Raw genomic sequence first — 22,491 nt, forward strand, 5'->3', positions numbered from 1 at the left:
AGGAAGCCTCTGCCATGCAGCACCGCGTCCCCACCCCGCAGCAACGCCCCGAGTCCCTCGAACTGCAGCCGAACTGGCGCCAGGCCGAGGTCGAGGACGGCTTCTGCGTGGTCGCCGTCGGCGACATCATCATCACCCACGCCATCGCCGCGAAGCTGGCGCGCAAGTCGCCCGAACTGCTGCAGATCCTGCGCCGCGGCGACGTGCTGGTGGGCAACTACGAAGGCACCGCCATCGACCTGAACAGCTTCGCCGGCTACCCCGAGGCGCTGTCCGGCTTCTCCTGGCTGATCAGCGACCCGGACGCCCCGGCGGACCTGGCCGAGCTCGGTTTCAACCTGCTGGCGCGGGCCAACAACCACGCGCTGGACTGGGGCGTGGCCGGCATGCGCATGACCGACGCGCTGCTCGATGCCGCCGGCATCGCCCACGCCGGTACCGGCGACAGCCTGGCCGCCGCGCGGGCGCCGGCCTTCGTCAATACCGCCAAGGCGCGGGTGTCGCTGACCTCCTACGCCACCACCTTCGAGGCCAACGCCCCGGCCGCCGACGGCCTCGGCCAGGTGGCGCCGCGGCCCGGCCTCAATCCGCTGCGCACCACGCCGCACCGCCTGGTCAGCGCCGAGGACTTCGCCGTGCTCAAGCGCCTCAACGCCCAGGAGGCCTACCAGGACCATTACCTGCTCAAGGCCCTGCACGGCGAACACAGCCTGCACCTGGGCATGGCCCTGCACTACCGCGTCGACCCCGCTGCCGCGCCGGGCAGCCTGCGCATCCACTACCAATGCGACCCGCGCGACCAGGCCGAGATCCTCCGCCACCAGCGCCAGGCCAAGCAGACCAGCGACTTCAGCATCGTCGCCCAGCACACCCATGAGCCGGACAACTTCACCGCCGCGGTGCCCGATTACCTGCCGGCGCTGGCCCGCCAGCTGGTCGACAACGGCGCCGACATGCTCTGCGGCCACGGCCCGCATCAGCTGCGCGGCATCGAGATTTACGCCGGCAAGCCGCTGCTCTACTCGCTGGGCAACTTCTGCTTCATGGACAACAGCATGCAGATCGTCCCGGCGGACAAGTGGGAGAGCCGCGAGTGGCAGGCCGCCGAGGCGCTGATCGGGCCCAAGGGCATCACCAACCCGCGCCTGAGCACCCCGGCCGAGTTCCTCGAATGGAAGCGCGTGGCCGGTCTCTTCGGCGCGCCGATCTGGTTCGAGAGCGTGGTCGCCGAGTGCCGCTTCCGCGCCGACGGCCAGCTGCGCGAACTGTTGCTGCACCCCATCGAACTGGGCCATGGCGGACGCGACGCCGAACGCGGCATTCCGCGCCTGGCCTTCGATACGGCGGACAACCAGAACCAGGCGCGGCGCATCCTCGAGCGTCTGGCCGGGCTGTCTGCCGAGTTCGGCACACGCATCGAGATCGAGACGGTGGAGTACGCCGGCCGGGCCAGCAGCCTGGGCCGCGTCGTGCTCGACGCCTGACCCCGGCCGGCCGCCCAAAAGGCCGCCGGCGCCGCACCACCACCCACTCGCCGTCGCCCGGCGCAGGCCAACCGCCTGCGCCACGGGCCCGGCCATGCCCGCCCACCCGCGCGGGCGCCCGACCACCGACACGGAACGCGCCATGAACCTGTCCTGTTTCGCCCAGAGCTACGCCGAAGCCCGGCAGAAATTTCTCGCCAGCTGCGCCCGCCGCGGCCTCGCCGTGGACAGCCACGTCCACCCGCTGCCCGGCCGCGACGGCGAACAACTGGCCATCGACGTGGCCCGCCTCGGTGCCGCCGACGCCGCCAACCTGCTGGTGCTGAGCAGCGGCTGCCACGGCATCGAGGGTTTCTGCGGCTCGGCCATCCAGATCGACCGGCTCGACGACGACGCCTGGTTCGCCGCCTGCCAGCGCGGCGACCTGGCGCTGCTGTATATCCACGCGCTGAATCCCTACGGCTTTTCCTGGCAGCGCCGGGTGACCCAGGAGAACGTCGACCTCAACCGCAACTTCCAGGACTTCGCTGCGCCGCTGGCGGACAACCCCGACTACCGCGCGGTGGCCAAGCTGCTGCTGCCCGAGCGCTGCCCGCCGACCCTGGCCAGCACCCTGGGGCTGTACGGCTACGCCCTGCGTCATGGGCGCAAGGCGCTGCAGGCGGCGATCTCGCGCGGCCAGCACGGCGACCCGCGCGGCCTGTTCTTCGCCGGCACCGAGCCGACCTGGAGCAACCGCCAGCTGCGCCAGATTCTTCGTCAGCATGGCCGCCAGTGCCGGCGCATCGGCTGGATCGACGTGCACACCGGGCTCGGCCCCAGCGGCTACGGCGAGCGCATCTACAAGGGCCGCCAGGAGCCCGCGGACATCGCCCGCGCACGTCAGTGGTGGGGGCCGCAGGTAACCAACAGCGCCGAGGGCAACTCCGCCTCCAGCGAGCTCAACGGCACCCTCGACCTGGCGGTGCTGGTCGAATGCGCCCAGGCCCAGTACAACGGCCTGACCCTGGAGTACGGCACCCAGCCGGGGCTCAAGGTGCTCACCGCGCTGCGCGCCGAGCAGTGGCTGGAGAACCGCCCGGACACCGACGCCGCCACCCGCGCACGGATCAAGGCGCAGCTGCGCGCCGCCTTCTACGTCGAGACCGACGCCTGGAAACGCCAGGTGCTGGAACAGGCCCGCGAGGTCCTGGAACTGACCCGCCAGGGCCTGGCCACGCCGCTGCAGGCCCCGCGCCAGAGCGCGAGCCAGCCAATTGCCGAGCAATATTCGGGAGTGCGCGCCGGCTCATAAACCCGGCAGCGCACGGGCCCACAGGGTCCGGCCATAAGGTCCCTAACCCCAGCCCTCCAGGCGCATGGTGGCGCGCACCAGGCGCTGCTCTTCCTGCTCGATCTCCTGCAGGTTGTCGCGGATGCTGTGGATATGGTCGCGCGCGGCGCGCTGCGCCTGTTCCGGCAGGCGCTCGATCACCGCGTGATACAGCCGCGAGTGCTGGCGGTCGATCTGCCGTTTCTGCGCCGGGCGGTGGTAGAGGTTGTTCACCGAGGCGAACACCGTGCTGAGCATCAGGTCGGTCAGCGACTGCAGGGTGTGCACCAGCACCGGGTTGTGCGAGGCCTCGCAGATGGCCAGGTGGAAGGCGTGGTCGAGACGCGCGTGCTCACGCGGGTCGACCGGGCTGTCCTGGGTATGGGCGGCGAGCATTTCCTCGTAACGCCGGGTCAGCAACACGAAATCCGCCTCGGTGCCGCGCAGCGCCGCCAGGCGCGCCGACTCGCCCTCGAGCAGGCCGCGCACTTCCAGCAGGTCGTAGAGGGTGCGCGGCTGCGAGTTGAACAGGTGCATCAGCGGGCTGGCGTCGCGCTCGCCGCTGAGCTTGGCCACCCGCGAATCGCGGCCCTGGGCGGTGTCGATGATGCCGCGCCCGCGCAGCACCTTGAGCCCCTCGCGCAGCGCCGAACGGGAGATGCCCAGCTTCTCGCACAGGCGCCGTTCCGACGGCAGCGGCTGGCCCACCTTGAGCACGCCGTCGACGATCAGCCGCTCGATGCGCTCGGCCACCACGTCGCTGACCTGGCGCCGCGCCGCGCCCTGTTGCCCGTCCATTCGCCACCTCCACCGCACTGGTCGTACCAATTTCTAAGGGCCACCTTAGATCGCGCGCACGCCCAGAGGCAAGCCGCGAAGGATAAGACCTTAGGCCAATCCAGGGCGAAGGCCTGGCGCAAGAAACTGGTCCTACCAGCGCCCAAGAAGATGGACGCAGGGACAAGGCCGACCTAAACATGCGGCCCATGGTCGCAGCCTGACCCTTGATAACAATTACGTTCCCGAATCGAGCCTGCCATGAGCATTCTGTACGACGAGCGCATCGACGGCGCGCTGCCCAAGGTCGACAAGGCCGCCCTGCTGGCGGAATTGCGCCAGCGCCTGCCCGACCTCGACATCCTGCACACCACCGAAGACCTCACGCCCTACGAGTGCGACGGCCTGTCCGCCTACCGCACCACGCCCATGCTGGTGGTGCTGCCCGAACGCATCGAGCAGGTGCAGCAGCTGCTCCAGCTCTGCCACGCCCGCGGCGTACCGGTGGTGGCGCGCGGCGCCGGCACCGGCCTGTCCGGCGGCGCGCTGCCGCTGGAGCAGGGCATCCTGCTGGTGATGGCGCGCTTCAACCAGATTCTCGAGATCAACCGCGAAGGCCGCTTCGCCCGCGTCCAGCCCGGCGTGCGCAACCTGGCGATCTCCCAGGCCGCCGCGCCCTTCGACCTCTACTACGCGCCGGACCCCTCGTCGCAGATCGCCTGCTCCATCGGCGGCAACGTCGCCGAGAATGCCGGCGGCGTGCACTGCCTGAAGTACGGCCTGACCGTGCACAACCTGCTCAAGGTCGAGATTCTCACCGTCGAGGGCGAGTTCATGACCCTCGGCAGCGACGCCCTCGACGCCCCCGGCTTCGACCTGCTGGCGCTGTTCACCGGCTCCGAGGGCATGCTCGGCATCGTCACCGAAGTCACCGTCAAGCTGCTGCCCAAGCCGCAGGTGGCCAAGGTGCTGCTGGCGGCCTTCGACTCGGTGGAAAAGGCCGGCCGCGCGGTGGGCGACATCATCGCCGCCGGCATCATTCCCGGCGGCCTGGAGATGATGGACAACCTGGCGATCAGGGCGGCGGAGGACTTTATCCACGCCGGCTACCCGGTGGAGGCCGAGGCCATCCTGCTCTGCGAGCTGGACGGCGTCGAAGCCGACGTGGCCGACGACTGCGAGCGGGTGCGCGCGGTGCTGAAAAAGGCCGGCGCCACCGAAGTGCGCCAGGCCCGTGACGAGGCCGAGCGGGTGAAGTTCTGGGCCGGGCGCAAGAACGCCTTCCCCGCGGTCGGGCGCATCTCGCCGGACTACTACTGCATGGACGGCACCATCCCGCGCCGCGAGCTGCCCGGGGTGCTGCGCGGCATCGCCGAACTGTCGGCCGAATACGGCCTGCGCGTGGCCAACGTGTTCCACGCCGGCGACGGCAACATGCATCCCTTGATCCTCTTCGATGCCAACGTGCCCGGCGAGCTGGAGCGGGCCGAGGCCATCGGCGGCAAGATCCTCGAACTCTGCGTCAAGGTCGGCGGCAGCATCACCGGCGAGCACGGTGTCGGCCGCGAGAAGATCAACCAGATGTGCGCGCAGTTCAACAGCGACGAAATCACCCTGTTCCATGCGGTGAAGGCGGCGTTCGATCCGGCCGGCCTGCTCAACCCGGGCAAGAACATTCCCACCCTGCACCGCTGCGCCGAGTTCGGCGCCATGCACGTGCACCACGGCCAACTGCCCTTCCCGGAACTGGAGCGTTTCTGATGTCGCATGATTTCGACGCCAGCGCCGCGCTGCTGGAACAGGTCAACCACGCGCTGAACAGCGCCACCGTGCTGCGCATCCAGGGCAGCGCCAGCAAGGCCCATCTCGGCCGCGCCACCACCGGCGAGGTGCTGGATACCCGCAGCCATCGCGGCATCGTCAGCTATGACCCCACCGAGCTGGTGCTCACCGCCCGCGCCGGCACCCCGCTCGCCGAGATCGAGGCGGCGCTGGAAGCCAACAACCAGATGCTGCCGTGCGAACCGCCGCACCTGGGCGATGGCGCTACCCTCGGCGGCATGGTCGCCGCCGGGCTGTCCGGCCCGCGCCGGCCCTGGGCCGGTTCGGTGCGCGACCAGGTGCTCGGCACCCGCGTGATCACCGGTCAGGGCAAGCTGCTGCGCTTCGGTGGCGAGGTGATGAAGAACGTCGCCGGCTACGACCTGTCGCGCCTGCTGGCTGGCAGCTTCGGCTGCCTCGGCCTGCTCACCGAGGTGTCGCTCAAGGTGCTGCCCAAGCCGCGCCAGGCGCTCAGCCTGCGCCTGGAAGTGGACGCCCTGCACGCGCTGAACAAGCTCGCCGAATGGGGCCAGCAGCCGCTGCCGATCAGCGCCGCCAGCCACGACGGTGCGGCGCTGCACCTGCGCCTGGAAGGCGGCGAGGGTTCGGTGCAGGCTGCGCGCCAGCGCCTCGGCGGCGAGGAAATCGACAACGGCTACTGGCTGCAGCTGCGCGAGCAGCGCCTGCCGTTCTTCGCCGGCGAAGGCACCCTGTGGCGCCTGTCACTACCGGTGGGTAGCGGGCTGCTCGACCTGCCCGGGCGCCAGTTGATCGACTGGGGCGGCGCCCAGCGCTGGCTGAAATCCGACGCCGATGGCGCGCTGATCCAGCGCGTGCTGGCCAAGCTCGGCGGCCACGCCACCTGCTTCGCCGCAGGTACCGAACAACCCTTCCAGCCGCTGGCCGCGCCGCTGCTGCGCTACCAGCGCCAGCTCAAGCAACAGCTCGATCCCCAGGGCATCTTCAACCCTGGCCGCATGTACGCCGAGGTATAAGCCGTGCAGACCAACCTGAGTGAACAAGCCAAGCTTCTGCCGCGCGCCGAGGAAGCCGAGCGGGTGCTGCGCTCCTGCGTGCATTGCGGTTTCTGCAACGCCACCTGCCCGACCTACCAGCTGCTCGGCGACGAGCTGGACGGCCCGCGCGGGCGTATCTACCTGATCAAGCAGATGCTCGAGGGCGGCGAGGTCACCGCCAAGACCCAGCAGCATCTGGACCGCTGCCTGACCTGCCGCAACTGCGAAACCACCTGCCCGTCCGGCGTGCAGTACCACAACCTGCTGGATATCGGCCGCGAACTGGTCGAACAGGCGGTGCCGCGGCCGCTGAGCGAGCGCCTGCTGCGCCAGGGCCTGCGCGCCGTGGTACCGCGCCCGGCGCTGTTCAAGGCGCTGACCCAGACCGGCCTGGCCCTGCGCCCGCTGCTGCCGGCCACGCTCAAGGCCAAGCTGCCGCGCCAGATTCGCCCGGCCAAGCCACGGCCGACCGTGCAGCATGCGCGCCGCGTGCTGATGCTCGAAGGCTGCGTGCAGCCGGGGCTGTCGCCCAACACCAACGCCGCCACCGCGCGCGTGCTCGATCGCCTCGGCATCGGCGTCACGCCGATCCGCGAGGCCGGCTGCTGCGGCGCCGTCGACTACCACCTCAACGCCCAGGAGGCGGGGCTCAACCGCGCGCGGCAGAACATCGACGCCTGGTGGCCGGCCATCGAAGCCGGCGCCGAAGCCATAGTACAGACCGCCAGCGGCTGCGGCGCCTTCGTCAAGGACTACGGCCATCTGCTCGCCGGCGATCCGGCCTATGCGACCAAGGCGGCGCGGGTCAGCGCCCTGGCCAAGGACCTGGTCGAGGTGCTGCAGGGCGAAGCACTGGAAAAGCTGCAGGTACGCGCCGAGCAGCGCCTGGCCTTCCACTGTCCCTGCACCCTGCAGCACGCGCAGAAGCTCGGCGGCGCCGTGGAAGGCGTGCTGAGCCGCCTCGGCTTCGGCCTCACCGCCGTGCCGGACGGCCACCTGTGCTGCGGCTCGGCCGGCACCTATTCGCTGACCCAGCCGGAGCTGTCGCGCCAGCTGCGCGACAACAAGCTCAATGCCCTGGAGAGCGGTCAGCCCGACGCCATCGTCACCGCCAATATCGGCTGCCAGACCCACCTGGACAGTGCCGGACGCACGCCGGTAAGGCACTGGATCGAGCTGGTCGAGGAGGCGATGGAATAAGCCCGACAGTTGCCGCCCGTAGGTTGGGTTGAGTCGCGCAGCGGCGAAGCCCAACGGGCAGACGACCTGGCGAATCGCGTTGGGCTTCGCTGCGCTCAGCCCAACCTACGGAGCAGCTCGAAGACAAGACCGCGCGTAGCCGGATGCCATCCGGGACGCCCCCAACAGCCCCCGGCATTGGTCCGGGTCAAGCACCACGAGGTATGCCATGCAGCACAAAGCCGTACTCAGCCAGAACGAAGTCGCCCTGATCATCCAGGCGGCCCGCAGCGAAGCGCAGCAACAGGGCTGGGCCGTGGCCATCGCCGTGGTCGACGACGGCGGCCACCCGCTGGCGCTGGAACGCCTCGACGGCTGCGCGCCGATCGGCGCCTACATCGCCACCGAAAAGGCGCGCAGCGCCGCCCTCGGCCGTCGCGAAACCAAGGGCTACGAGGACATGGTCAATGGTGGCCGTAGCGCCTTCCTCAGCGCGCCGCTGATCACCTCGCTGGAAGGCGGCGTGCCGGTGCTGGTGGACGGCCAGGTAGTCGGCGCCGTCGGCGTGTCCGGGGTCAAGGCCGACCAGGACGCGCAGGTGGCCAAGGCGGGTATCGCGGCGCTGTAAGCCGCGCGCCGTTTCTTCCCGCCAGACGAATTTCACAGGCATCCCAGACAACCCGGATGCAGACAGGAGAACAGCAAAATGACCGAACGCGTGCAATGTCAGCGCCTGCAGGTGGCCGCCGAACTCAAGCAGTTCATCGAAAGCGAAGTGCTGCCCGGCAGCGGTATCGAGGCAGCGGCCTTCTGGAGCGGCTTCGACGCCCTGGTGCACGACCTGGCGCCGCGTAACCGCGCGCTGCTGGCCGAACGCGACCGCCTGCAGACCGAGCTGGATACCTGGCATCGCGCCAACCCCGGCCCGATCCGCGACATGGCCGCCTACCGCGCCTTCCTCGAGTCCATCGGCTACCTGCTGCCGCAGCCGGAGAAGGTCAAGGTCAGTACCGCCAATGTCGACAGCGAGATCGCCAGCCAGGCCGGCCCGCAGCTGGTGGTGCCGGTGATGAACGCGCGCTACGCGCTGAATGCCGCCAACGCCCGCTGGGGCTCGCTGTACGACGCGCTGTACGGCACCGATGCGATCAGTGAAGCGGGTGGCGCCAGCAAGGGCCCGGGCTACAACGAGGTGCGCGGCGCCAAGGTGATCGCCTTCGCCCGCGCCTTCCTCGACCAGGCGGCGCCGCTGGCCAAGGGCTCGCACGCCGACGCCCGCGCCTATGCCGTGGTCGCCGGCCAGTTGCAGGTGACCCTCGGCAGCGGCGCGCAGAGCGCCCTGGCCCAGCCGGAGAAGTTCGTCGGCTACCAGGGCGAGGCGGCCACGCCGAGCGCCGTGCTGCTGAAGAATCACGGCCTGCATTTCGAGATCCAGATCGACGCCAGCAGCCCCATCGGCCGCAGCGACGCCGCCGGGGTCAAGGACGTGCTGATGGAAGCGGCGCTGTCGACCATCATGGACTGCGAGGACTCGGTGGCCGCCGTCGACGCCGCCGACAAGGTGCTGGTCTACCGCAACTGGCTGGGCCTGATGAAGGGCGACCTGGCCGAGGAGCTGGACAAGGGCGGCAAGCGCATCGTCCGTCGCCTCAACCCGGATCGGGTGTATACCGCCGCCGACGGCAGCGAGCTGTGCCTGCACGGCCGCTCGCTGCTGTTCGTGCGCAACGTCGGCCACCTGATGAGCAACCCGGCGATCCTCGATGGCGAAGGCCAGGAGATCCCCGAGGGCATTCTCGATGCGGTGGTCACCAGCCTGATCGCCCTGCACGACCTGCAGCGCCGCGGCAATTCGCGCAGCGGCAGCGTCTATATCGTCAAGCCGAAGATGCACGGCCCGTTCGAGGTGGCCTTCGCCAACGAGCTGTTCGGCCGCGTCGAGCAGTTGCTGGGCATGCCGGTCGATACCCTGAAGATGGGCATCATGGACGAGGAGCGGCGTACCAGCGTCAACCTCAAGGCCTGCATCGAAGCCGCCAGCGCACGGGTGGCCTTTATCAACACCGGCTTCCTCGACCGCACCGGCGACGAGATGCATACGGCGATGGAGGCCGGCGCCATGCTGCGCAAGGGCGACATGAAATCCAGCGCCTGGATCGCCGCCTACGAGCGCAACAACGTGCTGGTCGGCCTGGCCTGCGGGCTGCGCGGCAAGGCGCAGATCGGCAAGGGCATGTGGGCCATGCCGGACCTGATGGCGGCCATGCTCGAGCAGAAGATCGGCCACCCCAAGGCCGGCGCCAACACCGCCTGGGTGCCGTCGCCGACCGCCGCCGTGCTGCACGCCCTGCACTACCACCAGGTGGACGTGCAGGCGGTGCAACGCGAGCTGGAGCTGATCGACCTGGCCGAGCAGCGCGACGGCCTGCTGAACGACCTGCTCAGCGTGCCGGTCAGCGCCGAGCGGCCGTGGAGCGCCAGCGACATCCAGCAGGAACTGGACAACAACTGCCAGGGCATCCTCGGTTACGTGGTGCGCTGGGTCGAACAGGGCGTCGGCTGCTCCAAGGTGCCGGATATCCACAACGTCGGCCTGATGGAAGACCGCGCCACCCTGCGCATCTCGGCTCAGCACATCGCCAACTGGCTACACCACGGCGTGGTCGGCGAAGCCCAGGTGCGCGAGGCGCTGCAGCGCATGGCCCAGGTGGTCGACGGGCAGAACGCCGGCGACGCCGCCTACCGGCCGATGGCGCCGAACTTCGAGCAATCCCACGCCTTCCGCGCCGCCTGCGACCTGGTGTTCAAGGGCCGCGAGCAGCCGTCCGGCTACACCGAGCCGCTGCTGCATGCCTGGCGCCTGCGCTTTAAAGAGGAGGTTTGAGCATCTCACCGATCATGTAGGAGCGGCGCCCCGCCGCGAAGCTGGAGAAAAGCTTCGCCCCCGGGGCGGGGCTCCTACACAAGCGGGTTAACAACCGTGGATGGCTCTTGACGCCTCCACGGAGCAGTAGCAAGCCCTGACGGCTCCTGGCCGTCGGGGCTTTCGAGCATGAGCGCGGCGGCGGGCGATCCCCCTCGCCGCAGCTCCCGGAAGGGTCGGTGCCGTGGCGCCCGGCCGTTCCAGATGCGTGGCGCCGGGTCATCCCCGGAAAACTGTGGTTCACAAGAAAAAGAAGGAACCAACCCATGAGTCAAACGCTGCTGTCCATCCTGGCATTCGTGCCGCTGGTGCTGGCGGGGGTACTGCTGATCGGCTTTCGCTGGCCGGCCAAGTACGCGATGCCGCTGGTGTTCGTCCTCACCGCCCTGATCGGCCTGACGGCCTGGGACATGTCCCTCAACCGGGTCGTCGCCTCCAGCCTGCAGGGGCTGATCCTCACCGCCTCGATCCTGTGGATCATCTTCGGCGCCATCCTGCTGCTCAACACCCTCAAGCATTCGGGGGGCATCAGCGCGATCCGCCGCGGCTTCTCCAACATCACCCCGGATCGCCGGGTGCAGGCGCTGATCGTCGCCTGGCTGTTCGGCTGCTTCATCGAGGGCGCCTCCGGCTTCGGCACCCCGGCCGCGGTGGCCGCGCCGCTGCTGGTGGCGCTGGGCTTCCCGGCGCTGGCCGCGGTGGTGCTGGGGATGATGGTGCAGTCCACCCCGGTGTCCTTCGGCGCGGTGGGCACGCCGATCCTGGTGGGCGTCGGCGCCGGCCTGGACAAGACCGGCATCAGCGCCCAGCTGGTGGCCAACGGCAGCGACTGGGAGACCTTCTTCCACCTGATCTACTCGCGGGTGGCGATCACCCACGGCCTGATCGGCCTGCTGATGCCGCTGGTCATGGTGATGATCATGACCCGCTTCTTCGGCAAGAATCAGAGCTGGAAGGAAGGCCTGGCGGTAGCGCCGTTCGCCATCTTCACCGCCTTCGCCTTCTCCCTGCCGTACATGGCCGCCGGGGTGTTCCTCGGCCCCGAGTTCCCGTCGATGATCGGCGCCCTGGTCGGCCTGGCCATTGTGGTGCCGGCGGCCAAGGCCGGCTTCCTGCTGCCCAAGGAGCAGTGGGACTTCGCCGACCCCAAGGACTGGCCGAGCGAGTGGATGGGCAAGATCGAGATGAAGCTGGACGATATCGCCGGCAAGACGCCGATCTCGGTGCCCATGGCCTGGGCGCCCTACCTGCTGCTGGCGGTGTTCCTGGTGATCTCGCGTACTTTCCCTGAAGTGAAGGCGGCCATGATGAGCCTGAGCTTCGGCTGGAAGGACATCCTCGGCGAGACCGGCGTGTCCGGCACCATCGAGCCGCTGTACCTGCCCGGCGGCATCCTGTGCATGGTGGTGCTGGCCACCTTCTTGCTCCATCGCATGCGTTTCGCCGAGCTCAAGGCGGCAGTGGGCGAATCGAGCAAGACCCTGCTTGGCGCCGGCTTCGTGCTGATCTTCACCATCCCCATGGTGCGCATCCTGATCAACTCGGGGGTCAATGGCAGCGACCTGATGTCGATGCCGGTGGCCATGGCGCAGCTGGTGGCCGATAGCGTCGGCGGCGTCTATCCCTTCTTCGCCCCGGCCGTGGGCGCGCTGGGCGCCTTCATCGCCGGCTCCAACACGGTGTCGAACCTGATGCTGGCGCAGTTCCAGTTCAACACCGCTGGGCTGATCGGGGTCTCCGGGGCGATGATGGTGGCGCTGCAGTCGGTGGGCGCGGCGGCCGGTAACATGATCGCCATCCACAACGTGGTGGCGGCCTCGGCCACCGTCGGCCTGCTCGGGCGCGAGGGCATCACCCTGCGCAAGACCATCCTGCCGACCCTCTACTACCTGCTGGCCGCCGGCTCCATCGCACTGATCGCCATGTACCTGATGCTGATCAGCGACCCGCTGCATCTGGCCGGCTGAGACCCAACTTTGGTTGGCCCGCGCGGGGCGGCATTCGTCGCCCCGCCGCTTGGCGCCTGTCGGCAATTGCGGTAGCGTGCCTCGCGCAACTGAGATTCGCCTGAGGTTTATATGAAGAAGTGGCAATGCGTGGTCTGTGGACTGGTATACGACGAGAGCCAGGGCTGGCCTGACGAGGGCATCGCCGCCGGCACCCGCTGGGAAGACGTGCCGGAAGACTGGCTGTGCCCCGACTGCGGCGTCGGCAAGATGGATTTCGAGATGATCGAGATCGGCTGAGCGCGCTTCGTTTTCATCGCAACGGCGACCCTCGGGTCGCCGTTTTTATTGGCTCGGCGCTATTCGCCGCCGACGGCGAAGTTGGGCAGGCTGTCCACCGGCTGGCGGAAGCTGAAGGGAATCGACTCCACCGCCAGGCCGACGTTGCGCTGCACCACGAAGTGCAAATGCGGGCCGGTGCTGTTGCCGGTGTTGCCGGAGCGCGCCAGCAGGCTGCCGGTCTCCACCCGCTGGCCCTCGCGCACGCTCACCGAGCCCTTCATCAGGTGCAGGTAGACGCCCATGGTGCCGTCGTCGTGGAGGATGCGCACGAAGTTGCCGGCCGGGTTGTTGCCGCGCCCGCTCTGCTGGTTCTCGGTCTTGACCACCACGCCGCCGCGCGCGGCGACGATGGGCGTGCCTTCGGGCATGGCGATGTCCATGGCGTAGCGGCCCTTGGGGGTGAAATGGCTGTACTTGCCGCCGGCGCCCTGGGTCAGGCGGAACGGGCCGCCGCGCCAGGGCAGCGGGTAGCGGTGGATGCTCGGTTGCAGGCGCGGGTCGCCGAGGGCATAGCGCAGCCTGGGCTTGTAGCGCAGCGGCTGGCCGGCCTCGCGCGGCGCCAGGGTGGCCAGGCGGATCTTGCTGCGCGGCGGCAGCACCCAACGGATCGGCTTGTCCGGCGCACCGACGGCGTTCTCCACCTGTTCCAGGCGCAGCTCGATCTCCACCGGGGCGTACAGGTCGTTGCGCACCAGCAGGGTCTCGCCGGCCTCGTGCTGCTGGGTCTCCAGCTTCACCTGGTTGTCCAGGCGCTCGACCATGCGGTCGCGGAACACGAACACCTGGGCGCCGGGCGCCGCCTGGTCGCTATAGGTCACCACGCCGTTCTGGTCGACGTACTTGTAGATGGTCAGGGCAGCGGCCTGGCCGCTGAGGACCAGCAGGCTGCAGAGGAAAATCAGACGCCCTAGCATAACGACTCGGGTCTTATGGCTTTTCGATATCTGGGTTAGCAAGGCTAGCAGCGCCTGCGCGGCCGTGCCAGGCGCCGAGCCTCAGGCTGTGAACCGGCTCACCGCCGTCGGTCGGCCGGGGGCGGGGCGTTTCGGGGCAAGCGCTGCATCTTTCCCCGGATCGCATCCGGGCTAGGGGCGGCGGGTTCAGGCGCCGGGGACGAAATGCTTCTGCGCGGTGCCGCGGGCGATCAGGCGCGACAGGTAGTCGAGTTTCTGCGGGTCGCGGTCGACGAAGCGGAAGCTCAGCTGCAGCCACTCGCTGGCAGGCGAAGGCTCCAGCGCCGCCACGGCGTGCAGGTAGCCGTTGAGCCGGGCGGTCTCGGCCGCCTCGCCCTGCTCCAGGTCGAGCACCGCGCTCTCCAGCACCTGCGGCAGCTGTTCGGTGCGCTTGACCACCAGCAGCGCCTCCTTGAGGCTCAGCGCCTTGATCACGCAGGCCATGCTGCCGCCCGGCAGGCGCAGCTGGCCCTGGCCGCGGCCGGCCGGCGCCTTGCTCGCGGCCACAGGCGAGGCGGCCGGGGCAGCCGCCGCAAGCGGTGCGGCAGCCGGCGCGCTGGGCTTGACCACCTCGGCCTTGCCGCCGGTCAGGGCGGCCAGCGAGTCGTTGGCGAAGGCGCCGCTGCTGAGCATCTTCGGCGGGGCGCTCGCGGCGAGGGCCTGCAGCTTGCCGGCGCGGCTCAGCGCCTTCTTCACCTTGGTCACCAGCTGCTCGTTGGAGAAGGGCTTGCCGATGTAGTCGGAGACGCCGGCCTGGATCGCCTGCACCACGTTTTCCTTGTCGCCGCGGCTGGTGACCATGATGAAGGGGGTGGTCTTCAGGCTGTCCTGCTCGCGGCACCAGGTCAGCAACTCGAGGCCGGACATCTCCGGCATCTCCCAGTCGCAGAGGATCAGGTCGACCGGCTGGCGGCCCAGCAGCTGCTGGGCCTTGCGCCCGTTGACCGCCTCTTCGATCTGTACGCCGGGGAAGTGATCGCGCAGCCCTTTCTTGACCAGATCACGGATAAAGGTCGCGTCGTCCACCACCAGCACACTGACTTTGCTCATCGGCCTCTCCTGTACGAATGGCGTTAAGCATAGTCATGGCCAGTGGCCAAAGGCCAACGGAAAAGCGCATAACCCCCGGCGCTAGGGCGCACCGCGACGCCCTGCCGTGCGACAACCAGCGCCGGCTCAGGCGCCGGGCTTGCCCTCGACCTCTTCGCGCATGCGCGTCAGGCCGATATGCCGTACGTCGGTGCCGCGCACCAGGTAGATCACCAGTTCGGCGATGTTGCGCGCGTGGTCGCCGATGCGCTCCAGCGAACGCAGCGCCCAGATCACGTTGAGCACGCGGGAGATCGAGCGCGGGTCTTCCATCATGTAGGTGACCAGTTCGCGCAGCGCGGTCTTGTACTCGCGGTCGACGGTCTTGTCGTACTGCGCCACCGACAGCGCCAGGTCGGCATCGAAGCGGGCGAAGGCGTCGAGGGCCTCCTGCACCATGCGTCGCACCTGGTCGCCGATATGCCGCACCTCGACGTAGCCCTTGGGCGACTCGCCTTCCTCGCACAGCTGGATGGCGCGCTTGGCGATCTTGGTCGACTCGTCGCCGATGCGCTCGAGGTCGATCACCGACTTGGAGATGCTGATGATCAGGCGCAGGTCGGAGGCCGCCGGCTGGCGCCGGGCGAGGATGCGCACGCACTCCTCGTCGATGTTGCGCTCCATCTGGTTGATCTGGTCGTCGATGTCGCGCACCTGCTGGGCCAGGCCGGAGTCGGCCTCGATCAGCGCGGTGACGGCGTCGTTGACCTGCTTCTCCACCAGGCCGCCCATGGCCAGCAGGTGGCTGCGCACTTCTTCCAGTTCGGCGTTGAACTGCTGGGAGATGTGCTGGGTGAGGTTGTCTTTGTTGATCATGTTTCGCTCCGCGAAAGCTGCCGGCTTGGGTGACCATGGTGCGCGCGGCGCACCCTGCATTAAGTATCAAGGCCCTTGGAAAATGCTCTCTGGCCCGAAGGGCGTGCGCTGACAGTACGATGAGTACGGCAAGCGCGCCCGACAAAGCCAGGGAGTATTTGCCATGGCCTTAGCCGTAACGACCGGTGATGTAGTCCTCGGTCTGCTTCTTGGCCGGGTTAGTGAACAGGGTGTCGGTGTCGCCGAACTCGATCAGCTTGCCCATGTACATGAACGCCGTGTAATCGGACACCCGCGCCGCCTGCTGCATGTTGTGGGTGACGATGACGATGGTGTACTTGCTCTTGAGTTCGTAGATCAGCTCTTCGACCTTGAGCGTGGAAATCGGGTCGAGCGCCGAGCAGGGTTCGTCGAGCAGCAGCACTTCCGGCTGTACCGCCACGGTGCGGGCGATCACCAGGCGCTGCTGCTGACCGCCGGACAGGCCGAGGGCCGATTCGTGCAGGCGATCCTTGACCTCGTCCCACAGCGCCGCGCTCTTCAGCGCCCACTCCACCGCCTCGTCGAGCACGCGCTTCTGGTTGATGCCCTGGATGCGCAGGCCGTACACCACGTTCTCGTAGATGCTCTTGGGGAAGGGGTTGGGCTTCTGGAACACCATGCCGACGCGGCGACGCAGCTCGGCGACGTCCTCGCCCTTGCGGTAGATGTTGCGCCCGTCGAGGTTGATCTCGCCTTCCACGCGGCAGCCGTCGACCAGGTCGTTCATCCGGTTGAAGGTGCGCAGCAGGGTCGACTTGCCGCAACCCGACGGGCCGATGAAGGCGGTGACGCGCTGGCGCGGGATCTCCATCTTGACGTCGAACAGTGCCTGCTTCTCGCCGTAGTAGAGGTTCAGCCCCGGCACGGCGATGGCCGTGGTCTCGCTGGCCAGGTTGAGGCTCTGCTTGTCGCGGCCGAGGGCGGCCAGGTCGATACCGTGGGTATGGGCTTCGTGTTGCATAACAGTCTCCTTCGGAGGCTATAGGCTTCAAGCTACAGGCCGCAGGCCGGCTCTCGCCCGGTGCCTGCAGCTTGCCGCCTGCCGCAGAATTAGTGATCCAGCGCCTTGTACTTCTCGCGCAGGTGGTTGCGGATATACACCGCACTGAAGTTCAGCAGGATGATGACCAGCACCAGCAGCAACGCGGTGGCGTACACCAGCGGCCGCGCGGCCTCGACGTTGGGGCTCTGGAAGCCGACGTCGTAGATGTGGAAGCCCAGGTGCATGATCTTCTGGTCCAGGTGCAGGTAGGGGTAGTTGCCATCTACCGGCAGCGACGGCGCCAGCTTGACCACGCCCACCAGCATCAGCGGCGCCACCTCGCCGGCGGCGCGGGCCACGGCGAGAATCAGGCCGGTCATCATCGCCGGGCTGGCCATCGGCAGCACCACGCGCCAGAGGGTCTCCACCTTGGTCGCGCCGAGGGCCAGGGAGCCTTCGCGCACTGCCCGCGGGATCCGTGCCAGGCCTTCCTCGGTGGCGACGATGACCACCGGCAGGGTGAGGATCGCCAGGGTCAGCGAGGCCCACAGCAGGCCCGGGGTGCCGAAGGTCGGCGCCGGGGCGGCTTCCGGGAAGAACAGGCGGTCCAGCGAGCCGCCCAGCACGTAGACGAAGAAGCCCAGGCCGAACACGCCGTAGACGATCGCCGGTACGCCGGCCAGGTTGTTCACCGCGATGCGGATCACCCGGGTCAGCGGGCCCTGCTTGGCGTACTCGCGCAGGTAGATGGCCGCCACCACGCCGAACGGGGTGACGATCACGGCCATGATCAGGGTCATCATGATGGTGCCGAAGATCGCCGGGAAGATGCCGCCCTCGGTGTTGGCCTCGCGCGGGTCGTCGCTGACGAATTCCCACAGCTTGGCCAAGTAGAAGGCGATTTTCTCGCCCAGGCCCATGGCATTGGGCTGGAAGGCCCGCACCACCTTGCCCAGGCTGATGGTGACTTCGCGGCCATCGACGGTCTTGAGCGTGACGCTGTCGCGGTTGAACGCCTGGTTGAGGGCGATCAGCTCGGTTTCCAGCACCTTGTACTCGGCATCCCACTGCGCCCGCTCGGCGTCCAGCTCGGCGCGGGCGACGTCATCCAGCCGGCCTTGCAACTCCAGCTTGCGGGTTTGCAGCCGCACGCGCTCGAGCCCGGCGTTGATCCGCCCGATGTCCTTCTTCTCCAGGCGCACCAGCTGCTTGTGCAGCTTCTCGACGCGGGCGATGCGTTCCTGCAGCGCGGGCCAGCTGGCATCGCCTTCGGCCACCAGCTCGCCGGCTTCCTTGACGTTGACCAGGTAGCCGTAGAAGTTGCCCCACTCGCGGCGCTCCAGCGCCGTGAGGTTTTCCGGGGTGCGCGGATTGCTCAGCCATTCGCCGACCACCCAGGTGAAGTCCGCGCCATACACGTCGCGGTTACCCACCTTGAACAGCTCGCGGGTCATGAACTCGCCGCCCTCGACATCCACCGGCAAGCCGGAGGCGGCCAGACGCGCGCGCGGCACTTCCTCGATCTGGGTGATTTCGCCGGCCATCACCCGGGCTTCCTGACCCGGCACCTGGTAGTCGGCTTCGACTATATTCGCCGGCCAGAAGTGGCCGAGGCCGCGTACGGCGATCACCAGCAGCAGGCCGAGGGTCATGATCACCGCGATCGATACGGCGCCGGCATTCATCCAGATCCACGGCGTACCGCTCTTGAACCAGGTTTTCAGGTTGTTCTGTTTCACGGCCATATACCTTCCCAAACCTTAGAGCGAGGCGTACTTGACGCGCAGACGCTGGCGCACCAGCTCCGCCAGGGTGTTCATGACAAAGGTGAAGCCGAGCAGCACCAACGCCGAGAGGAACAGCACGCGGTAGTGGGTACCGCCGACTTCCGACTCGGGCATTTCCACCGCCACGTTGGCGGCCAGGGTGCGCAGGCCTTCGAAGATGTTCATGTCCATGATCGCGGTGTTGCCGGTGGCCATCAGCACGATCATGGTTTCGCCGACGGCGCGGCCCATGCCGATCATCACCGCCGAGAAGATGCCCGGGCTGGCGGTGAGGATCACCACCCGGGTCAGGGTCTGCCAGGGCGTGGCGCCCAGGGCCAGGGAGCCGAAGGTCAGGCTCTTGGGTACGCTGAACACCGCGTCTTCGGCGATCGAGTAGATGTTCGGGATCACCGCGAAGCCCATGGCCAGGCCGACCACCAGGGCGTTGCGCTGGTCGAACGGGATGCCCAGGTCGTTGCTCAGCCACATGCGCATGTCGCCGTCGAACAGCCAGTTCTCCAGGTGCCCGCTCATGGCCAGCGAGACGTAGCCCACCAGCAGGATCACCGGGATCAGCAGCGCCGACTCCCAGCCATCCGGCACGCTCAGGCGAATCGACTCCGGCAGGCGGCTCCACAGGTAGCCGGCCAGCAGAATGCCTATCGGGGTAAAGATCAGCAGGCTGAAGATGCCCGGCAGATGGCCTTCCACGTAGGGCGCGAGGAACAGGCCGGCGAAGAAGCCGAGGATCACTGTCGGCAGCGCCTCCATCAGCTCGATCACCGGCTTGACCTTGCGGCGCATGGCCGGGGCCATGAAGTAGGCGGTGTAGATCGCGGCGGCAATCGCCAGCGGCGCGGCCAGGAGCATGGCGTAGAACGCCGCCTTGAGCGTACCGAAGGCCAGCGGTGCGAGGCTCAGCTTGGGTTCGGCGTCGGTGCTGGCGGAGGTCGATTGCCAGACGTAGCCAGGCGCGTCGTAGTTCTCGTACCACACCTTGCCCCACAGCGAACTCCAGGAAATCTCCGGGTGCGGGTTGTCGATGATCCAACGTTGCAGCTGGCCCTCGCGCTCCACCAGCACGCGGTTGGCGCGCGGCGACAGGGCGGCCAGCACCTGACCTTCGGCGACCTGGTCGACCAGCAGGGTCCGGTGCGCGGTGCTGTGGAAGATGCCCAGGTTGCCCTGCTCGTCCAGCGCCAGGAAACCCTTGCGGCGCTCTTCCGGGAGAATCTGCACGATCGGGCTGTCGCCCAGCTGGAAGCTGCGGATCGACTTCAACACGGCCTTGCCGTCTGCTTCGCGCACCATGAACCACTGGGCGATAGCGCCGCTGCTGTCGCCGATCAGCAGCGAGATGCCGCCGAGCAGCGAGGTGGCCTGACTGACCTCCAGCTTGCCGTTCTCCAGCAGCTTGTAGCGGCCGTTGAGGCTGTTGCTGCGCAGGTCGAAGACATCGGCGGTGGCGCGACCGTTGACCACGTACAGCCACAGGTGGCGCGGGTCGATGATCAGTGCCTTGATCGGCTCGGCGATCTGCGGCAGGGCGACGCGCTCTTCACTGAGGGTGACCTCGCCGGTCATCAGGTTCTCTTCGCGGCCCAGGTTCAGCACGTGCAGTTCGGTACCGGTGGAACCGGCCAGCATCAGGGTGCCGCCGTTCAGGCTCAGGCCGACGTGATCCAGCTCGCGGCCCTGGGCATCGAGCTCGATCGGCGCGGCGCCGAAGGGGTACTCGATGCTCGGCGTGATGGTCTGCACATCGTTGGGGTAGCTGAGCTTGTAGACATGCCGGAACACCAGCACCTGGCCGTTGGACAGGCCCAGAGCCACGCGGTTGCTGCCCGGCTGGTCCTGGCCGACCGAAACGATGCGCGCATCCGCCGGAATCGGCAGCTGCACGCTGCTCAGCGGCTGCATCTGCTTGGCATCGAAGAACTGCACCTGACCGCTCTGGTCCAGGCGCATGGCCATCTGGTTCTGCTCTTCCAGGGTCAGCAGCAGCGGCGCGCCGGCTTCGCCCAGCCAGGCGGCCTGGACCGGCTTGCGGCTGTCCAGGTCGGCGCCCTGGAACATCGGCAGCACCACATAGGCCAAATAGAAAAAGATCAGGGTGATGGCACCGAGCACCGCCATGCCGCCGACGGAAACCGCCCAGCGGGCGAAGCGATCCTTCAGCGCGCGCAGGCGGCGCTTGCGCTGCAGGGAGGGAGTATTGAAGTCGATCCCCAGGGGATTCTCGACCCCCTGATTCGGTGAGCGGTTCACGGTGTCGTTTGCCAAGTCATTCATGCGAGAAATCTCTGCGCGAGCTTGTTTGCAGCGCATGCGGCTGCCCAGGCTTGCCAATCTAGCGGGCTTGTATGACAGAAAGGTTACAGCCGGCTGACATGACGAAGCCCGCCACTCCGAAGAGTGGCGGGCCGCGCCGCTTACAGCGCCTAGCGCGAGGCCAGACTTACAGACCCAGTTCCTTCATGGTCTTCTCGACCACCTTGGCCGGCAGCGGGATGTAGCCGTCCTTGACCACGACTTCCTGGCCCTGCTTGGACAGCACCAGCTTGACGAACTCGGCATCCAGCGGGCTCAGCGGCTTGTTCGGCGCCTTGTTGACGTAGACGTAGAAGAAGCGGGCCAGCGGGAACTTGCCAGCCAGGGCGTTTTCTTCGTTGGCGTCAAAGGCTTCGCCGCCTTTCTTCGACAGCGGTACGGTCTTCACGCTGGAAGTCTTGTAGCCGATGCCCGAGTAACCGATGGCGTTGAGGGTGCTGGAGATCGACTGCACCACCGAGGCCGAACCCGGCTGCTCGTTGACGTTGGCCTTGAAGTCGCCTTTGCACAGGGCTTCTTCCTTGAAGTAGCCGTAGGTGCCGGAGACCGAGTTACGACCGAACAGCTGGATCGGCTTGGTCGCCCACTCGCCGGTCAGGCCGACGTCGCCCCAGGTTTTGATATCGGTCGCACCACCGCACAGGCGGGTGCTGGAGAAGATCGCGTCGACCTGAGCGATGTCCAGGCTCTTGATCGGGTTGTCCTTGTGCACGAACACGGCCAGGGCGTCGATGGCCACCGGCACGGCGGTCGGCTTGTAGCCGTACTTCTCTTCGAACGCCTGGATCTCGGCATCCTTCATCGCACGACTCATCGGGCCCATGCTGGCGGTGCCTTCGGTCAGAGCGGGCGGCGCGGTGGAGGAACCGGCGGCCTGGATCTGGATGTTGACGTTGGGGTACTGCTTCTTGAACTCTTCGGCCCACAGGGTCATCAGGTTGGCCAGCGAGTCGGAGCCGACGCTGGACAGGTTGCCGGATACGCCGGAAGTCTTTTCGTAGGTCGGCAGAGCCGGGTCGACGGCGGCTACAGCAGATACGGCGCTTACGCCAGCGGCGGCGAAAGTCAGGGCCGCCATCAAACGCTTCAGTTTCATGCCTTGCTCCTAGCAGGATTAGTGTTGGATGGAACGGGCCCAAGTATCTGCAGGCCACGTGAACACTCTATGAAGCGAATATGACAGTTACGTGAACGTCGCCGAATTTGTGCGCGCCACCGCCCAGGCCCCCGCACGCAGCGCGCACGGGGGCCTGGCAGGACGCAGCGACGCGCCTACTGCAGGCTGTGCTTGAGTGCGCGCATGCGCTCGTGACAGGCGCGCACCTTGGGCATCTCCATCGCCAGCAGTACGCGCAGATCCTGGTCCGCGCCCTCCAGGGCGTCCTCGAAGGCTTGCAGGATGCGGTCCTCGCTCTCCTCCAGCTGCGCCACGTAGGTGGCGTCCTCATCCTTGGCCAGGGTGGCGCGGGTATCGGCGTAGAGCTGGCGCAGCTTGCCCAGCAGGGTGCCGCCGCTGGCCGGCTGGCTGTGGTTGGCCGCCACGCTGCGCGCCAGGGCGTCGATCACCTCGGTCTTGGCGCGCGCCATGTCGCGAAACAGCGCCTGCAGACGGATGTCCTTGACCTCGTCGTGGGCGTGCTCGTAGAAGCGCTGGCCGTCGCGGGTGATCTCGATCAGTTCGTTGAGTTGTGCGGTCTTGCTGCTCATGG

The 22,491-nt window shown here is 67.8% G+C and carries 18 protein-coding genes; 9 read left to right on the plus strand and 9 right to left on the minus strand.

The window, feature by feature from the left end; all coding sequences use genetic code 11:
* Positions 1-14: 14 nt before the first annotated feature.
* Both ACIGFL_RS17880 and ACIGFL_RS17885 read left to right on the plus strand, forming a co-directional pair.
* Positions 15-1,484 (plus strand): CapA family protein, encoded by a 1,470-nt coding sequence (locus tag ACIGFL_RS17880; protein WP_397498033.1) that lies wholly within the window; start codon positions 15-17, stop codon positions 1,482-1,484.
* Between the two features lie 142 nt (positions 1,485-1,626).
* A complete protein-coding gene (locus ACIGFL_RS17885; RefSeq protein WP_397498034.1) occupies positions 1,627-2,778 on the plus strand; it encodes a M14 family metallopeptidase in 1,152 nt (383 codons plus the stop codon).
* Between the two features lie 42 nt (positions 2,779-2,820).
* Here ACIGFL_RS17885 and glcC read toward each other — a convergent pair whose 3' ends face one another.
* Positions 2,821-3,594: a transcriptional regulator GlcC gene (gene glcC, locus ACIGFL_RS17890; protein WP_021443330.1), complete on the minus strand. Its 774-nt coding sequence runs from the start codon at positions 3,592-3,594 to the stop codon at positions 2,821-2,823.
* 240 nt (positions 3,595-3,834) lie between these two features.
* On the opposite strand from glcC, the gene glcD reads away from it, so the two are divergent.
* The 7 genes from glcD (at position 3,835) to ACIGFL_RS17925 (ending at position 12,758) form a co-directional block, all read left to right on the plus strand.
* Complete coding sequence (gene glcD, locus ACIGFL_RS17895) at positions 3,835-5,334, plus strand: glycolate oxidase subunit GlcD (RefSeq protein ID WP_397498035.1); 1,500 nt, start codon at positions 3,835-3,837, stop codon at positions 5,332-5,334.
* Positions 5,334-6,389 (plus strand): glycolate oxidase subunit GlcE, encoded by a 1,056-nt coding sequence (gene glcE, locus ACIGFL_RS17900; protein WP_397498036.1) that lies wholly within the window; start codon positions 5,334-5,336, stop codon positions 6,387-6,389. The genes glcD and glcE overlap by 1 nt, the downstream gene beginning before the upstream one ends.
* A gap of 3 nt (positions 6,390-6,392) precedes the next feature.
* Positions 6,393-7,610, plus strand: coding sequence for a glycolate oxidase subunit GlcF (glcF, locus tag ACIGFL_RS17905; RefSeq protein WP_397498037.1), 1,218 nt, complete (start codon positions 6,393-6,395; stop codon positions 7,608-7,610).
* Between the two features lie 208 nt (positions 7,611-7,818).
* On the plus strand, positions 7,819-8,217 hold the full coding sequence (locus tag ACIGFL_RS17910) for a heme-binding protein (RefSeq protein WP_397498038.1): 399 nt from the start codon (positions 7,819-7,821) through the stop codon (positions 8,215-8,217).
* A 78-nt stretch (positions 8,218-8,295) separates the two neighbouring features.
* Entirely contained in the window at positions 8,296-10,473 is a 2,178-nt protein-coding gene (locus ACIGFL_RS17915) for a malate synthase G (RefSeq protein ID WP_397498039.1), read from the plus strand.
* A gap of 305 nt (positions 10,474-10,778) precedes the next feature.
* Positions 10,779-12,479, plus strand: a complete 1,701-nt coding sequence (locus ACIGFL_RS17920; protein ID WP_021442322.1) for an L-lactate permease — start codon at positions 10,779-10,781, stop codon at positions 12,477-12,479.
* 111 nt (positions 12,480-12,590) lie between these two features.
* Positions 12,591-12,758 carry a rubredoxin gene (locus ACIGFL_RS17925; protein WP_021442321.1) on the plus strand — a complete coding sequence of 56 codons (168 nt, stop codon included), beginning with the start codon at positions 12,591-12,593 and terminating at the stop codon, positions 12,756-12,758.
* 59 nt (positions 12,759-12,817) lie between these two features.
* On the opposite strand, the gene ACIGFL_RS17930 is transcribed toward ACIGFL_RS17925, so the two are convergent.
* The 8 genes from ACIGFL_RS17930 to ACIGFL_RS17965 form a co-directional block, all read right to left on the minus strand.
* Positions 12,818-13,714, minus strand: coding sequence for a peptidoglycan DD-metalloendopeptidase family protein (locus ACIGFL_RS17930; RefSeq protein WP_397498040.1), 897 nt, complete (start codon positions 13,712-13,714; stop codon positions 12,818-12,820).
* Positions 13,715-13,900: 186 nt separating this feature from the next.
* Positions 13,901-14,803, minus strand: a complete 903-nt coding sequence (locus ACIGFL_RS17935) for a response regulator (protein WP_397498041.1) — start codon at positions 14,801-14,803, stop codon at positions 13,901-13,903.
* Between the two features lie 126 nt (positions 14,804-14,929).
* A complete protein-coding gene (phoU, locus tag ACIGFL_RS17940) occupies positions 14,930-15,658 on the minus strand; it encodes a phosphate signaling complex protein PhoU (protein ID WP_021443569.1) in 729 nt (242 codons plus the stop codon).
* Between the two features lie 169 nt (positions 15,659-15,827).
* Complete coding sequence (gene pstB, locus ACIGFL_RS17945; protein ID WP_021443568.1) at positions 15,828-16,661, minus strand: phosphate ABC transporter ATP-binding protein PstB; 834 nt, start codon at positions 16,659-16,661, stop codon at positions 15,828-15,830.
* An 89-nt stretch (positions 16,662-16,750) separates the two neighbouring features.
* Positions 16,751-18,427, minus strand: a complete 1,677-nt coding sequence (pstA, locus tag ACIGFL_RS17950; protein ID WP_178082573.1) for a phosphate ABC transporter permease PstA — start codon at positions 18,425-18,427, stop codon at positions 16,751-16,753.
* 15 nt (positions 18,428-18,442) lie between these two features.
* Positions 18,443-20,743, minus strand: coding sequence for a phosphate ABC transporter permease (locus tag ACIGFL_RS17955; protein WP_397498042.1), 2,301 nt, complete (start codon positions 20,741-20,743; stop codon positions 18,443-18,445).
* Between the two features lie 166 nt (positions 20,744-20,909).
* Positions 20,910-21,878, minus strand: a complete 969-nt coding sequence (locus ACIGFL_RS17960) for a PstS family phosphate ABC transporter substrate-binding protein (RefSeq protein WP_021444184.1) — start codon at positions 21,876-21,878, stop codon at positions 20,910-20,912.
* Positions 21,879-22,054: 176 nt separating this feature from the next.
* The gene (locus ACIGFL_RS17965) at positions 22,055-22,489 is read right to left on the minus strand and encodes a PA2169 family four-helix-bundle protein (RefSeq protein WP_021444183.1); all 435 of its coding nucleotides are present in this window, start codon (positions 22,487-22,489) and stop codon (positions 22,055-22,057) included.
* Positions 22,490-22,491: the final 2 nt, after the last annotated feature.

Source organism: Pseudomonas sp. NPDC077649, assembly GCF_044542855.1.
GTDB lineage: Bacteria > Pseudomonadota > Gammaproteobacteria > Pseudomonadales > Pseudomonadaceae > Aquipseudomonas.